The sequence below is a fragment of the Streptomyces verrucosisporus genome (genome assembly GCF_017114865.1).
Lineage (GTDB): Bacteria > Actinomycetota > Actinomycetes > Streptomycetales > Streptomycetaceae > Streptomyces > Streptomyces fenghuangensis.
In genome coordinates this window covers 31,745-46,964 of sequence record NZ_JADEYH010000029.1, presented here as the reverse complement: position 1 = coordinate 46,964, position 15,220 = coordinate 31,745, and the positions used below count along the sequence as shown (strand labels likewise).

The window sequence follows — 15,220 nt, the reverse complement described above, 5'->3', positions numbered from 1 at the left end:
GCCCTCCCGCCTCACGTGCCACCGGAGCCCGGTCGCCCCCGCATCCGGCGAGCAGGATGCGGGGGCGACCGGGCTCAACCGCTCCGCTGCCGGGGGCACATCGTGATCCTTACGGTATCCGTCCGAGCTGGTACCGCGGACCCGCCGGTGCGACGGTGGCCGGACCGTGCTCCCCACCGGCATCGGAGGCCCGCCATGTCCGGTCTGCCGTTCCTCGCCCCATGGCTGGTGCTGGTCTCCGTGCTCTGGGCGGTGCCGCCGCTCCTCTGCCCCCGGCAGCGGCGGACGGGCATCGTCATCGCCGCCTCGCACCTCATCGGGACGCTGGCGATCACATGGCCCTGGACCGAGAACTGGTACTGGGATTCCGGATGGTGGCTGATCCTCGTCTTCGGGCAGGGCGCCCTCGTCGCGCTGGGGCGGTTGGTCTTCGAGCTCAGCCCGCTCGGTGCCCGTCGCCATCGATGAGCCCTGCGGAGTGTTCACCGCGACCGGGCGAACCGGTGAAAGGAACCCGGTGGGCCGGGCGACGTGGCGGGGCCCGGGAGTCGTATCCAGCTCCCGGGCCCCTGGGGATGCCACCCAATTGCGCACGCCGGCGGCGTTTAAGAGGACGGATCAGTCATCATGCCGTCGTGTTCTGCCTTTGAACTACCGCACCGCGCAAGAGGTGCAGGCGAGAGTCGAACTCGCACCCGACGGCGTTCGTCCGTCCCCGGTCGATCCGGCGATCGGCGGCGATGCTGAGACTGGAGCGAGAGTCTGAGATTGACGGCGGCTGCCTCTGCCGTGTTGGGCTACCCCGGCCCGTCGGTGGTGGTGCCGTGCCGGGGGAAGGACTCGAACCTTCACTGTCACCGCTGCTTCAGGCTGAACTTCAGTGTCAGCTTGCGCTCCTCACGCGAACCGGTCCTCATTCCGGCCCGCGCCTGGTCGCGCACCCCCGCGCTCGCACGCGGGGGCGATCATGGATGCTACCCGCGGTCGGCGTCAGCCGAACAGGTAGCCGAACACCGCGTCGCCGACCCGCTGGTCGGTGACCTCGGCGCCGTTGGCCTCCTCGCGGGCGAACTTCACGGCCTGCTGGAGCTTCTCGACCCGCTCCACCAGTTCGTTGACCCGCCGCGCCGGAAGCGCTCCGGAGAACTTCACGGTCGTCCAGTACCCGATGGGCACGTCCTCGTAGTACACCTCGACCTGCGCCGGGTGCTTGTCCGTCGCCTCCGCCTTGACGTGGTTGCGGGGGACCTTCCTGGTGCGGATCGTACGGACCGGGTCCGTCTTCCACCAGTCCGTGGACGGGTCCTGCGACCAGGACTCGGCGGCGTCGAGCGTGGGAAGCTTCCTGACGAAGGTGTGCAGGTCGGTGAGCTGCTTCTCCAGGAACAGCAGATAACTCACCGGGACGTCGGCGACGATCGTCCGCCCGTCGACGGCGACGTCGGCGCGGGCCGTGCAGTTCGCCCAGTCCTTGGTGGCGGTCACGTCGAACAGCCGGGTCAGCGACGCGGACATCTCCCGCAGCACGTCCTCGGCCTGCACCTGCACCCGCGTGGACTCGGGCGGCAGCTGCTCGCCCTCCTCGTCCTTGGGCTGGTACGTGCGCGAGATGCCGGCCAGCAGAGCGGGCTTCTGCACCTTGTGGTGCGCCGCGGTGATGTCCTGGAGCGACTTGCTCTTGACACCCTTCTCGACCGCGATGATCTGGTTCAGCTTCGCCACGTCGGGCCCCCTTCGAACAGGCAGGAACGTACCCCACCGGCCCGAACACCCGCACGTCTTTATCGCCGCGCCCCGGGCTCCGGCCCCGCCCGGAACCGCCTGCAATCCCCTCCCCGTCGGCGTGGCGAGGCGGAGGGGCAGCAGGTGTTCGCGTGGTTGTTGCTGTGGCTGAGGCTGCTCGCCCAGCCGGTCAGAGTCCCCTCGTCACCACTCCCTGCGGCTCGCCGTTGACCGTTATCGCGGGGTCTGCCTCCACCACCCGCACCGACAGGTCGATCGGTGCGGGGCGGGCGTTGGCCGTCTCGGCTGCCGAGAGGTGCCGGACGTTGGAGGAGCCGTCGGCGAACGGGCGGACGGTGTGGGCCAGAAGGCGGGTCAGCTCGTCGTCGAGGCCGTGCTGCAGCGGGGTGCCATCGGGGCCGAAGGAGTCGATCTCGCGCTCGGCGAGCACCGCGCCGGTCTCCGCGTGGGTGGCGGTGAAGCGCAGGATGCCGCTCTCGTTGTAGCGGAACTTGATCTCGATCCTGTTCCGGCGGATGTCCTGTTCGCGGGTCGGGAGGCTCACCTCGATGTTGGCCAGAGGAAAGGCGCGGTCGCTGTCGGCCGGGTGACCGACTTCGCCCTCGATGACCGGCACGCGTACGAAGGAGGCGCCCGGCCTGTCCGGGTAGAAGTTGGCCGACCCCTCCGCGGGGAGCGTGGCGTTGCGCCGGATGATGGCGCGGAAACCCTTCTGCTCGCCCGCGCTCACGGCCGTTCCCAGGTCGTAGCTGGTCACCAGGGAGAAGTCGCTGTCGTCGCCGAGTTCACCGTCGAGGGAGGCCGCGTAGATGGCTGCGCCTCGGGCGACGGCTGTCATGGGACGGCACAGGCCGCTGTCGACGATGCGGTCGTGGCCGAGGAGCTCGCCCAGTGCGTGGCGTACCTGGGGAATCTGCGAAGTGCCGCCGATCATCAGGACGGAGTCGATGTCGTCCGAGGTGATGGCCAGGTCTTCCAGAGCTTGCTGGACCGGCTCCAGGGCGCGGGTGATGAGCGGGGTGATCGCCTCGGTGTACTCGGCCGCGGTGATCTTGACCTCGCGCTTCGAAAGCGAGGGGGCGAGCCCGATCGGGAGGTCGAAGAAGATCGCGCCGTCCATCGGTACGGAGGACAGGGCGATCTTCGTCAGTTCGACCGACCGGCGCCATCTGCGTCGTTCGGCTTTGGTGAGCCGGTCCGCGGTCAAGCCGATCTTGCGCTGGATCAGCTGTGCCAGCGCGTTGTCGAACTCCAGGCCTCCCAATGAGGTGATGCCGCGGGAGGTCTGCTCCTCGAAGAGGCCCTCGCCGTATTCGAGGACGGTGACGTCGATGGTGCCGCCGCCCCAGTCGAAAACGAGGAAACGGCCGGGGATCGGGATGTCGTGGGCGTACGAGATCGCGGCCGCGGTGGGCTCATTCAGCAAGGCCCGGACCTTCACTCCGCCGAGCGCCGCCGCGGCACGGGTGCGATAGCGGGCGCCGCCTGTCGCCTTGGCGGGGACGGTGACGACCGCGTCGGAGAGGTCGAGCAGCTGGGCGGAGATGCCTTCCTTCATTCGGCTGAAGAGAGAGGCGGCCGCGACCGTGCTGTGGAACTTCTCCGAGCCGACCCAGACGTGGTGCTCCTCGAGCTGGGCCGCGATCTCGAGGCCGTCGATGTCGCCGTCCTTGTCGGCACTGGAGCGCGTGCCGAGCATGCGCTTCACGGCGTCGAGCGGTTCGCTGGTGCCGGTCTTCGCCTCCCAGCCGAAGCAGAGGGTGCGCTGGAGATCGCGGACGGACAGCACGGAGGGGAAGAGCTGCTCGAACTCCGGCTGACGCCACTGGGCGGGCACGTTGTCGCCGTCGACCGGCAGCACTTCGGCGGTGTGCCCGTTCCAGTGGGCCACTACGGAGTTGCTGGTGCCGAAGTCGATACCGAAAGTCATCGCGTTCCCCTTTGCGTCGTGCCAAGTCGTCCGATCACTGCGGCACGCAGCATCTGCCTGTAGGTCAACACCGGAGCCGAGTCCTCCACGCCTGTTGCGACATCGGAGTCGGCCGTTCCCCGCGCAGGAGCTTCCTGCCCGGCAACGGCCCGCACCCAGCCGCGTTCGACGAGCTTCCCGGACTCCTTGTCGATGTAGGCCGGTGCGATGAGCTCGAAGGTGACCGATCCTCGTTCCATCACGCCGGGCTGGTCCTCCACTACGTTGAACAGCGACTGATCGCCGGTGTCGCCGACGATCTGCAGGCCGGCCTTCGATGCCTCGTGGTCGAGGCGGTTCAACACCATCTTCAAGGTCTTCGCATCCAGCGCCTGCCTGTGCAGGACGGCCAGCTGCGCCAAGTGCATCTGACGCGTGCGGATGCTCTCCAGCACGCCCTTGCGCACTGCTTCGGTGAACTGGGGAAGCACTCTGCGCATCAGCTCGGCCCGGAGGGCTGAGACCAGATCGGCCTCGGTCTCCTTGTCTGCCAGAGCTGCGCCCAGTTTCTCTGTCGCCGCCTCCAACTCTCTCTCCACCACGGGCTGAAGCGTCTCGTTGACCGACTTCAGGATCGCGGCGGCGTCCAGGGTCCCCGGGGCGAATTCGGGCAGGTGGCTTTCGGCGAACCGCCAGGGAGCGGTCTCGGCCGCCCTGCGTTCACCACGGTTCCGCACGCTTCCGTTGTTCGGCCCGCGCCCCCGCTTCTGCCGGGATCCGCCACGGGGGCCGGAACCACTGTCGCCCTTACCGGCGCTATTGCTCACGATGTGCTGCTCTCTGGGTCTTCAAGGGCTGCGGTCTCTTCAGCAGCCGGGGAAAGGCGCTCTGTCACCCTGGTGATTATTTCTCGGGCCGCCTCGGTGCGAGACCACGCGCGGTCGCTGTCCGTGGGTGGCTCGGTGAGCCTTCGCATAGGCTCGGGCGGGAGTTCCAGCCGGTGGCTCGTACCGGCGGGGTCTTTCCAGCGGTGCGGGGCGAGTGGGACGGCGAACCGGAGCACCTCCTGCTGCCTTCGCTCGGCTTTCTCGATCACGTCCTTGGCGCGGTTGATCCGGACACGGCCGCTGTCGTCGAGCTCCTTTCGCAGGGCGCGCCAGGTCTTCTTCCAGTCGTCCGCCCCGTCGGGCACGCCGAGCACGAGGTACGGGTTGAGCGGCTGATCGCGTTCCCCGAGCGTCCGGCCTTCCAGGAAGCTCCGGTTCTTCCGCAGTGCTGCCACGGCGCCTCCGCCGAGCTGGTCCCGCACGGGGGACCGGCCCTCGGCGTCCCGCTCCAGCAGTTCGAGGGACTCCGACGTATCAAGGCCTGCGCACAGGTAGGCCTGGACGTTCCGGGCCTCCCAGCGCACCGGCTGAGGGTGGTGCCGAAGCCTCACGGCCATGGTAAGCGCCGCTTTCCTGCGCTGTTCCGCCGTCTCGTCGTCCCCGCGGAGGAGGGCACGGTGCATCTGCCGCACGGCTCTGATCAGGGTCCGCACGCCGATCCAGCCGTTGAACCTCTTGCTGCTCGCGCTGTGCACGCCAGGGCTGATCCGCTCCAGAAGAACCCACAGCCGCTCGTCGGTGACGAGATCGTCCGGGACCCCCTCGGTCCGCTTCACCTCGCGCAGGGTGTCGAGGAGCTTCTGCGTCGGCGGCAGGAGGTCGGTCCACTCCTCGGTGATGGCCTGGGCGTCGTTGGCCTGCAGCCTCACCAACAGGCGCCAGTCCTGCGGCCAGTCGCGGCCTGGGGGCGTCCCCGGGCCTGCCTCCCGGCGCTCCCGTTCCAGGGGCCAGGCCAACAGGTCCATCTCCTCGTCGGTGAGGGACACCGGGTCCAGGCGGGCGCGGAAGTAGGCGGCACGGGATGTGCCGTCGTGTTCGGGGACCGCGCCGATCCACTCCTCGTCGACGTAGTCGTCGAGAAGCGGTCGGGGAAGTTTCGTCAGAAGTGCCCTCTGCCGGGGGGTCGGCAGGTTGGTCTCCATCAGGCGGTGCTCATCCTGGTAGATCTGCCACATGCTGTCCGGCTCCTCCAGGAGCGGCAGCGGTTTGTCCTCCATCAGGGCGCGGGCTCGGGCGTAGAGCCGCTCGTCGAAGACCTTCAGTCCGTGGTCCTGCGCCATGACGAGCAGGGAGACACCCGCGACCGGGTCGTCCTTCCGGGACGCCGCGTCGGCCGCGGCCCGCGTCAGCTCCTGCGCGGAGAGTGTTCCGGCCTGCGCCTTCAGCGCGTCGGGCAGCATGGGTTCGGCGAAGGATCGGGCGCGCTCCCATGTCTGCCGGTCGGTGAACCCATCCGGGACCGGCTGGGACACGGCCGGCTCCAGCCGCGCCTGCGGCGGCACGGCCCGAGCAGGGCCGCCGACGGTTTCCGTGCCTTGTGGGGCTTTCTCCGCGGTCCGCCCCTGGGCGCGGGACTGTTGGAGGGCGAGGCGGCGGGCGATCTCGCGTTGCCGCAGTTCCTCCCGGCGGGCCTGCTCGTCCTGGCCCGCTCCCAGCGGGCTTCCTGCCATCATCAGAGCTCCTCCGCGAAGGTGTGCACCTGTTCGATCACCGCGGCAGGAGTCCGGTCCAGGCTGTAGGAGTCGGCGAAGGCGATCCTGGCGGCGAGGCCGCCACCGCGGATCTCGTCGCGCAGGGCCTGGAGACGTTCGTTCCCGCACTCCTCGCCGGCGGACTCCAGCGGATGCTTGACGGCGACCGCGACGGGTTCGCCGGTGAAGTCCGAGGTGAAGAGCGCCACCGGTCCGACGGCGGTCTCCTTCAGGCTGACGGTGGACTCCTCGTCCGCCCAGCCCTTCAGCAGGACGGCGTGCTCGTCCGGATCGATCCGTGGTCTCCGGCCGCGCAGGGCGTCGGTCAGGTCGCGTGCGAGCCGCCAGTCGTACAGCGGGTGGAGGCGCATGTTCGAGTAGTCCCGCAGGCAGGCGTAGCAGGAGCTGCGGCAGTTCCGCGCGTGATGGCCGCCCTCCAGCTCGCGCACGTAGCGGTCGACCGCCTGGAGGAACTCCTCGATGTGTTCCTCCGAGCCGAGGTGGGTGCTGAAGCCCGCGCCGTTGTCGAGGCTGTCCGCCAGGTAGGCCATGACGGGAGCGGCCACCGGGGCGTCCGAGCCGTGGATGCCACTGAGGAGTTCCTCCGGCTGTACGTCCAGGTGCGGAGCGGCGGCCCGGCGCAGCAGGGCCGCCAGCGAGTACCAGGCGGCACGTCGGCCGTGGTACGCCTCGGGGAAGCCGTCGGTCTGCCGGGACTTCGAGATGTCGAAGCGCAGGCCCCGGCTTGTGTCGAGGGCGCCCTTGGCCCCGATGAAGAGCATGTCGGTGTGCTGAGTGGCGCCGAGTGCGATCTCAAGGTCGGCTTCCGCCCTGGGATTGTCCAGGGCGAGGTATCCGCGCCACGGAACGGTGTTCTTGGCGAACCGGAAGAGTTTTCCGGCGTTGGTGTTGACGATGTATCGGTCGCCGCTGCCGGTGTGGACGACCATCCAGTCGTCGGCTGTGCGGTGGATGCGCGGAGCGGTCTTCTCCAGGTCGGTGGCGGTCCGTGCGCTGGTGGCGTTGGAGCCGACCTCGCGGTAGCCGTCGTAGTCCCGTGCTTCGTGGGCGGCCCGGAAACCCGCGGGTTCCCGGAAGGGGACGGCTCTGTAGTACTTGCTCTCCGCGCCGCAGGCGGGGCATGTACCGGCGCTCCCGGTTTCCGGGTCGACGACGGCCTGCGGGTCCACGTGGGAGCAGATCCGGCACATGGCGACCAGGTGTTCCGGTCCGAACGGTTCCTCCGCGGCCTGTACTCCGCGACCGCTCGGCACGAGGGAGACCACTCCGCTGGAGCGGAGCAGACGGCCGTCCTGCGGGGTTTCACTGCCCGGTGCGAACTTGCTGAGGGCGACGGCCAGGTCGCGGTTGACGGAGTCGGCCGGCGGCCAGGGGAAGGTCTTCTTCGGGATGCTCCGGTAGAGGAGGCGGGAGCGGGTGGGGAAGCCGAACATGGGCAGCAGGCCCACCTCCGCCAGACGCTGGCTGAGGTCGGGGTGGCCGACCGGCCTGGCTGCCGCCTCGTCGACCTGCTCGAGGAGTTCGCCGATGGCGGCCACCGGGTCGATGGCGGCGGTGCTCTGCGGTGTTCCGGCCTGGAGGGCGGCGGCAGCGGCTCTGATGCGGTCCGGGTGCTCGGTGATCCAGCGGTGGACGGCACCGCGGTGGGCCGGCCAGTCGGCGGCGAGACCGAACTGACCGTGGACGTTGGTTGTCATGTCCGGCCTCTTGCGGCGGTCCTCCGGCTGCAGGGGCTCGAATGCCTGGCGCAGGACCTCTCCCAGCAGGACCCGCCGGAAGACGGAGACCATGCCGAGAACCAGATAGGGCGGCGGGGTCGGATCGTTGGTGATGGCTTCCGGGCGGGCGAAGTAGTGCTCGTCGTGGCTGCGGCCGCGGCAGACGGTGAGGGCCACGGCGACCGGGCTGTTGCGCCGTCCGGCGCGTCCCACCCGTTGCTGGTAGTTGAAGCGTGTGGGTGGCATGTTGGCCATGATCACGGTGTTGAGGGGGCCGATGTCGACACCGGCCTCCATGGTCGTGGTCACGGAGAGCAGTTCCAGGCCGTCCGCCTGCGGGACGTCGTTGTCGCCGAGGAAGACGTCCTGGAAGAGGCTCTGCCGGCGCTGGGCCTCCAGCCGGTCCGTCTGGCCGGTCAGCTCCGCGGTGCGCAGGGGGAAGTCACCGGTGCGGTGCGCGGCCTTCCACGCGTAGTAGTCGTCTTCGAGGACTCCGCTGTACTGCTGGGGCTCGGTGGGCAGCGGGGTCAGGCACTTGGTGCACAGCCCCGCGCCCGGATGGAGGTGCGGCCGGTGGCAGGAAGGGCATGTCCAGGTCTTGTTCTCGCCGGGGCGGAGCGCCGCCTTCTCCGGCTTGATGACGTAGTCGACCACGGCGTCCCTCCAGACGCCGAGCACCCGGTCCTCGACCGCCCGCACATCGGTGCCCTGGCGCTCGGCGACCTGCTTCCAGAAACGCTTCAGAGGCGCGGGCGGCCCCTGCAGGGAGGCGCGTATCCGGGTGAAGCGCCGCATCAGGCCGAGGATCCGCAGACTGGCACGCGCCACGGCCTGATCGCTGTCCGGGCCGATCTCCACGGGCGAGCGGTCGTCGCGCAGGCAGAGCCAGCCGAGCCCGAGTGATTCGAAGTCACGGCCGCCGCCGGAGAAGAGGCTGCCGATGGTCTCGAGGCGGAGGCGGGAGCGGAGGCGGTTGAGCAGTTCCTCCTGTGCCTGGGTCTCCACCACCGCTTCCCGGTCCCGCTCCCAGTTGTAGAGCGCGGTCCAGGACTGTCCGGCCGAGGTCTGCTGGAGCGAGGCCGCGGGACCGGCGGGGTTGGTTCCGTACTTCAGCAGCATGCCTTCGAGGTCGGAGGCGAGGTCGTCCAGCGAGGGCAGTTCGGAGAACTTCCGCTCCAGGTCGGGCAGGAGTTCCGGTTCCGCGTCGAGGTCGTCGGCGAGGATCGCCTTCAGTCGCCCCCAGTCCGCCGGGTTGCGGTCCCGCAGCCGTTCCATGGCTGCGCGGGCACCCGCGCGATCGACCGGCTCCCCGGCGTAGTGGGCCTTCACCAGTTGCAGGTCTCCGAACGGATCCCCCTGGCTCTCGACGGCCTGGGCGCTGAGCAGACGGAGGAGGTCCTGGTGGTGGCGCAGGGCGAGACCGCTGGCGAGCTCGGAGGCGTCGTCACGGCTGTCGGAGAAGGCGATCGCCTTGCGCCGGCCGTCGGGAAGGTGACCGAGGGCTTCGGTCACCAGCACCTGGTTGATCTTGTAGAAACCGGTGCGCATCCGCCGGACCGGCGCGTTGCGCAGCCGGTCGGGGGATTCCAGCGGGATGAAACGGCCGTCTCTGTCGTACCTGATCTCCCAGTCGTCGCCGCAGGCGGGGCACCGGGTGGGGAAGGCCTGCAGACGGGCCGGGTCGTAGACCGGCTTCCTGCCCTCCTTGTCCAGGGGCACAAAGATGTGGAACGACCATCCGGTGTACTGGACGTCCCGGTTCTCCAGGCGGCCGGTGGCGGGCTGGTAGGCGCTGCGGCGGAACTCGAAGCCGACCTGCGGCCCGCCGTCGGACAGGCCCGCATGCCAGCCGGGGTCGTCGAGACCGAGTCCCTGGGTGCGCGGCCAGTACACGACGTAGTTCGCCGCCGTGGGTGCGCCACTGGTCTCGTCGGGGAGCAGGTCCAGGTCCGGGAAGTCGGTGTGGAGGGCACCGGTGAACCTGCGCCGCCGGGTGTCCTTGGGACTGGCGTACCCGCCGAGCATGAGGTCGCCGCAGGCCTGACAGGAGAGGAGTTCCAGTACACGGGCGCCGCAGGTGCAGCGGGAGGTGGGTTCGGCGTAGAGCCGGCCGACCCGGCGTCCGGGACCGTGCTTCACGGGGACATCGGGGCAGTTCGGGTCGGAGCAGGCCCAGATGCCCTCGATGTTCCGGAAGAAGAAGTGCGCGCGGAGCTGGGGCAGGCCGGGGTCCTGGGCGGAGCCGAGTGTGCGCAGCACGCCGTGGAGGGCGTCCTGACGCTGTTCCTCGGGGACGTCCGGGAAGAGGCTCTCCGCCAGTTCGGGGGCGGGCAGGGCGCGGGGCCTGCCGCCGGGGGTGAGCGCGCGCTGGAGCGCCGGGCCGAGGCCGGTCTCCCGCGCCAGTGCGATGGCTTCGTCCTGGCCGACGGGGGCCTTAGCGGCCTGTGCGAGGCGTTCGGTGTGTGCGGCCAGGTCGCTCCCGCCGCGGATCTCCTTCGCCTTTCCGGAGATGATCAAGCGCCGGGAGCCGGGCAGGGCGAAGAACCCGTCGAGGAAGTCGTCGTCCCGGCCGGCCTCCAGGGAGGCGGAGGCGGCGAGCACGCGCAACTTCTCGGGACTCTTGTCCAGGCCGAGGCGGTGACGGAGATTGCGCAGCAGATAGGCCACCTCGGTGCCGGCCGTGCCGCGGTACATGTGGAGTTCGTCGAGGATCAGGGTGAGGCGGGCGCCGGGGGTCTCCTCCAGCCACTTCCTCGTGGCGCTGAAGATGTGCTCCTCCTGTTTGCGGAGCAGCATGATGTTCAGCATCGAGTAGTTGGTGATCATGATGTCCGGCGGCGCGGCCTGCATGTCCCAGCGGGTGTGCATCTCCGCTCCGCCGAGGCGCGGGATGAAGGGCCGCAGTTCCTCGTCGAGTTTCTCGTCGGCCTTGCGCTGTCGTTCCTGGACCTCCCGCAGGTACTGCCGCAGACGGAAGTTCGCCGGGTCGGAGTCGCGGCTGCCGGATACGGGGGTGGCTCCGGTGTAGCGGCCGAAGTAGAAGCGGTGTCCGTTGCGCTTGCGGTCCAGCCATGCGTGGGCCTCGCGGCTGTCCAGCGACTTCCGGAGCCGGACCAACTGGTCGTCGGCGAGGGCGTTGGTGGGGTAGAGGATCAGCACGCGCACGGCGGCGGGGTGCCCGTGCTCGTTCTGCCGGCTGGGCACATGGTCGCCGTCTGTCTGCCACCATTCCCGCTGCGCCGCACGGGTGCCCTGCCAGTGGGCGGACTCGGCGACCAGGTCGGCGAGGACCGGCAGCAGGAAGGATTCGGTCTTGCCGGAGCCGGTGCCCGCGGTGACCACGAAGTCCTTGCCCTCGCAGGCGGCGACCAGGGCGTCGTGCTGGTGCCGGTAGAGGCTGGTCACGCCGTCGGGGAGGGTGAACCGGGCGAACTCGGCCGCGTCGGGGTGCGCCCCTGCTTCGGCGAAGGACTCCGCGATGCCGATGCCCTGGGAGGCATACTGCGGGCGCAGTTCGATCAGCGGGTCGCGCCAGGCCCCGTTGTCCCGGTCCAGGAGATTGCGCCGTTCCTCCATGACGGAACGGTCTTCGACGCCGAACGGGGTGTCGTAGTAGCGGAAGAGCGCGCTGCGCAGGTCGTCGAAAGTGCCCATGACGTCCTGGACCTCAGTGTTCGTCACCGCCGTTGTCCGCTTTTCGGCGCTCACTTGGTCCTCCCGCCGGTGGCCGCGACCGGTCGCGGCATGATCTCCAGATTCTGCCGCAGCGAGGCCGCGATCGCCTCGGCGAGCGTCCTGGGCACGTTGTCGTACGCGCGGGTCTGTCTCTGCTTTCCCGCCGAGGGCGGGAAACCGCTGCACAGGACGGCCGCGCGCTCGTGCAGGGCGGGCAGGGGTGCGTACCGGTCGACGAAGAGCCTGCCGACGCCGGCCCGGCCTCTGCCGGATTCCGGCCTCCAGCGCATCGCACCGGTGCGGTGGCGGGCGAGTTCCAGGTAGATGCCCGTCTCGCGGTCCACCGTGTGGAAGACGCCGTCGCGGCGGACGCGGGTCAGGCGTGCGTAGTCGGCTCCGCGCCACCGGTACAGGCCGTCCTCGTCGTCCCCCGCCGCGGGGACGAACCGCTGGAGGCGCGGCTCGTACTTCTCCAGCGTGCCGATGGTGCTCCCACCGGGCGGCGCGGACTCGGGGCCCGGTGCCGCCTGCGGAAGCAGCTCCGCCAACCGCAGGGCGGCGCAGGGTACGTGGCGGACTCCGAGGAGCTCCGCGGCTTCCCGCGGGCTTCGCGGATCCTCGTACTGGAACAGGAGGGTGTCGGGCAGCGGGGCCTCACCGTCCTCCGGCCGGTGGGGGACGGCGATCAGCTCCATCCACTCTCGTGCCGCCTCCTCGACACGCGTGCTGATCCGCGCGGTGCGTGCGCCGGTCAGCAGCGCGAGGCCGTCCGTGTGGGGCAGCCGGGTCAGCACCGGTGGGGCCACCGACCAGCGGTCGGCGCGCAGGTCCACGTCGATGAAGCCGAGGGCTGCGGCCTTGCGCATCCAGTCCCAGTCGGCGTACTCGCTCAGCTCCAGACCCCATGCCCGGGCCTGGCCGCGGACGCCGTCGCGCAGTGCGGAGGCCCTGCCGCTGCGGCTCTCGCTCAGCCAGCGCAGGAGGATCCCGCCGAACTCGCTGCTGCTCGTCGATTCCGTCATCGGTCCAGCTCCTTGGCTGCCTGCACGTACGCGGCCCACGAGGGGTCGACGGACGCATGCTGGGCGTTGAGGACGGCGCGGGCCCATGCCCGCGGGTTGCCCGCGCTCTCCGGCTTCGGCGTTGCGGGGTTCACCGGACGGCCCTTCCAGTACCCGCTCCGGCGCTCCAGGAGCCAGCCGCCGATACCGTGGAAGTCGGCCTCGAAACGGAGCGGGGCGGGGGTGTCGGGAAGACGTTCGGTCCACCAGTCCGGTTGCCCCGGCGCTTCCAGGGTCCACAGCCGTCCATCGGCCGCCGCGAACAGCACCTCGTCCGCGTCCCGGCGGCACAACTCCATGACGCCTGCCGCGTCCTGGCCGGTGGCGCTCGCGCAGTCGGCACCGGTGACGCCGGTCGGCAGGGTCTGTTCGTCGAGGAGGGAGGGCGATGCCGACGCCTCGCCGTCCACGACGGTGAAGCCGCAGACCTTGGTCGTCCTCGGCTCGACGACGGCCTGGTCCGCGGTGGCGAAGCCGATCTCCGCGCCTGCGCAGCTCACCGTGTGGCGGCCGGGCTCCAGCCGGAGCACGGCCAGGGGGACGGGGCGGCCCGCGGCGATCGTCTTCCCGAGCTCGGGCCGTTCCTTCCCGTCGACCAGGAGTGTGCCCGCGCTCTCCGCGGCGTCCGGGAGGACCACCTGGGGCTCGCCTCCCCGCAGGTACAGGTGGGGGTCGAGCGAGGGGGCGAGCTTCAGCCCGCCCTCGAGGCGGAGCTTGAACTGGGCCGGGGGCTGCAGGAGGCCGACCGCGCCCTGGACTTCCTTCAGCGCCCGGCGCAGGGTGACCGCGTCGTCGAAGACGACGGGCTTGTGCAGGGACCAGCCCTGCGGCACCCAGGCCAGTTTGCCGGTGTCGGCGCTCCGGCCCGTGGTCGCGGCCCTGTCCAGCAGCCGCTGCACGTCCCGCTGCGCGGCCGGGGCGGCGAGCACCACGTGTGCCTCTCCCGGGCGGAAACCGTCGGTGCCGGCCCAGACGCCGAGCACGTCGTCCCGCGCGAGCACCAGGACGGAGCAGGAGGGGCGGCTGAGCACCAGGCCGTCCCCGTCGCGGCGGACGCCTCTGGCGAGGGTGTCCGCGCTCGGGGCGGGCAGGCCCGTCACCTCGTAGTAGGCGGTGTCGCCGAGCTGCTCGAGGACGACGCCGCCCTTGAGATCGATGCGCTCCTTCCGCTCCGCGGACCGCAGGCGCGCCACCCAGCCCAGACGCCCCGCGTCCAGCCGCACCAGGAGTTCGGCCCGCGTGACACCGGTGGGCACCAGTTCGTCCGAGCCGTCCCAGGCGGCGGCGTAGTTGCCGATCAGCCTGGCGAGGAAGGGGCGGAACTCCTCCTCCTGCAGAGCGCCGCGGAAACCCTTGGAGAAGTGCCGTTCCATGCCCCGGATCTCGATGTGGGCCAGCAGCGCCTCCCCCGGCAGGGGCCAGGTCGCGCCGTGCTCCCGCAGCGACCGGAAGAGCTTCGGCATGAAGGACCGGTCCGTGCCGCTGAGGAGTGCCTGGGACTGGGCGAACCCGATCATGCTGCGGTTGGAGGGCAGGTCGGCGGGGGCGGGGATGGTGCACACGCCCCGCGCGCCCTTCTGGCTGTGCTGCCAGGAGGCCAGCACCCGCCACATGCGGGAGACGGGTTCGTAGTGGTGGCTGCCCAGTCGCTTCTCGTCGCCGGTCAGCAGTTCGGAGAAGCGGGCATGGTAGGCGGTGGCCCGGTGGTTGCCGTCGTTCACCATCCGGCACGCGGCCATCACCGAGCAGGCCAGCAACGGCAGGAAGGCGGGCACGCCGTCCTTGTCCTGCTGCCGCCTGCGCCAGCGGTAGTCCTCCAGCGCACTGTACGGTTCCGCGGTTCCCAGCCGCAGGAACCTGCCCACGCACTGGGCGAGGGGCTCCTCCAAGCCGTATCCGTGCCTGAGCTCCTGTTCCACGTCGTCGTCGACGTAGAACAGCGTCGGGTGGCCGGTGTGCTGCCGCCCGAAGAACTCCTCGGCCAGCACTTCCTGCCACGCCTGGTAAGAATGATCCACTCTGTCCCCAAAAGAGATGTTCCGGTGCCCTCTTCGTGATCTCCCCGGCACGGAACGGTTTTGCCCGTCATCCTGAACCCGCCGCCGACGACGGGCCGCTGCCGAACGCCCTCTCGGACTCAGCCCTCGACTGCCGCCCGGCGTAACCCCGCAGCGCGCGACTCGCGGAGACGTCTCACTCTTCCCCACCCTTTCCACACGCGTCCGTGGCTGTTGCTCGCACAATCACCCGGAAGATATGGCCAGAGCTTCACCAAGAGTGACGCACTCGCGGTTCTCACGGCATTCGCCGCGATCGCCCGGACGCATCAATCGACGCCCCTATCCAGAGGCTACCTGTGCGGATGATGTGAGTGAGATGCGGAGTCCGTCAATCGCGTTGCCGTCGAGTGGTGCGCTCTGAGTGCGCGCGTCGAACCGCTGCGACACTCGCCGCCCGCACCCGGTCGGCGATCACCCGGCGCTTGCTGTCCCACCCGGCCGAACTCCTCGACGCG

8 protein-coding genes are annotated in these 15,220 nt (G+C 70.2%); 1 reads left to right on the top strand and 7 read right to left on the bottom strand.

The genetic code is table 11. The features are described from left to right. Window positions 1-195 precede the first annotated feature (195 nt). Complete coding sequence (locus tag IQ279_RS23615; RefSeq protein WP_206351228.1) at window positions 196-468, top strand: hypothetical protein; 273 nt, start codon at window positions 196-198, stop codon at window positions 466-468. A gap of 522 nt (window positions 469-990) precedes the next feature. Here IQ279_RS23615 and IQ279_RS23610 read toward each other — a convergent pair. From IQ279_RS23610 to IQ279_RS23580, 7 genes are all read right to left on the bottom strand, one after another. Beyond that, complete coding sequence (locus tag IQ279_RS23610; RefSeq protein WP_206351226.1) at window positions 991-1,722, bottom strand: DUF7873 family protein; 732 nt, start codon at window positions 1,720-1,722, stop codon at window positions 991-993. A 190-nt stretch (window positions 1,723-1,912) separates the two neighbouring features. Continuing rightward, entirely contained in the window at window positions 1,913-3,673 is a 1,761-nt protein-coding gene (locus IQ279_RS23605) for an Hsp70 family protein (protein ID WP_206351224.1), read from the bottom strand. Beyond that, window positions 3,670-4,389 carry a hypothetical protein gene (locus tag IQ279_RS23600; RefSeq protein WP_206351222.1) on the bottom strand — a complete coding sequence of 240 codons (720 nt, stop codon included), beginning with the start codon at window positions 4,387-4,389 and terminating at the stop codon, window positions 3,670-3,672. The genes IQ279_RS23605 and IQ279_RS23600 overlap by 4 nt, the downstream gene beginning before the upstream one ends. Window positions 4,390-4,475: 86 nt before the next feature. Beyond that, window positions 4,476-6,212 carry a hypothetical protein gene (locus tag IQ279_RS23595; protein WP_206351220.1) on the bottom strand — a complete coding sequence of 579 codons (1,737 nt, stop codon included), beginning with the start codon at window positions 6,210-6,212 and terminating at the stop codon, window positions 4,476-4,478. After that, window positions 6,212-11,650, bottom strand: a complete 5,439-nt coding sequence (locus tag IQ279_RS23590; RefSeq protein ID WP_307792502.1) for a DEAD/DEAH box helicase — start codon at window positions 11,648-11,650, stop codon at window positions 6,212-6,214. Before IQ279_RS23590 ends, IQ279_RS23595 begins: the two co-directional genes overlap by 1 nt. 23 nt (window positions 11,651-11,673) lie before the next feature. Next, window positions 11,674-12,666 carry a hypothetical protein gene (locus tag IQ279_RS23585; RefSeq protein ID WP_206351219.1) on the bottom strand — a complete coding sequence of 331 codons (993 nt, stop codon included), beginning with the start codon at window positions 12,664-12,666 and terminating at the stop codon, window positions 11,674-11,676. Next, window positions 12,663-14,723: a hypothetical protein gene (locus IQ279_RS23580; RefSeq protein WP_206351217.1), complete on the bottom strand. Its 2,061-nt coding sequence runs from the start codon at window positions 14,721-14,723 to the stop codon at window positions 12,663-12,665. Before IQ279_RS23580 ends, IQ279_RS23585 begins: the two co-directional genes overlap by 4 nt. Window positions 14,724-15,220 lie beyond the last annotated feature (497 nt).

Coding starts and splice junctions, on each gene's coding strand:
- IQ279_RS23615 (WP_206351228.1), top strand. CDS start 196: ATGTCCGGTCTGCCGTTCCTCGCCCCATGGCTGGTGCTGGTCTCCGTG.
- IQ279_RS23605 (WP_206351224.1), bottom strand. CDS start 3,673: ATGACTTTCGGTATCGACTTCGGCACCAGCAACTCCGTAGTGGCCCAC.
- IQ279_RS23595 (WP_206351220.1), bottom strand. CDS start 6,212: ATGATGGCAGGAAGCCCGCTGGGAGCGGGCCAGGACGAGCAGGCCCGC.
- IQ279_RS23585 (WP_206351219.1), bottom strand. CDS start 12,666: ATGACGGAATCGACGAGCAGCAGCGAGTTCGGCGGGATCCTCCTGCGC.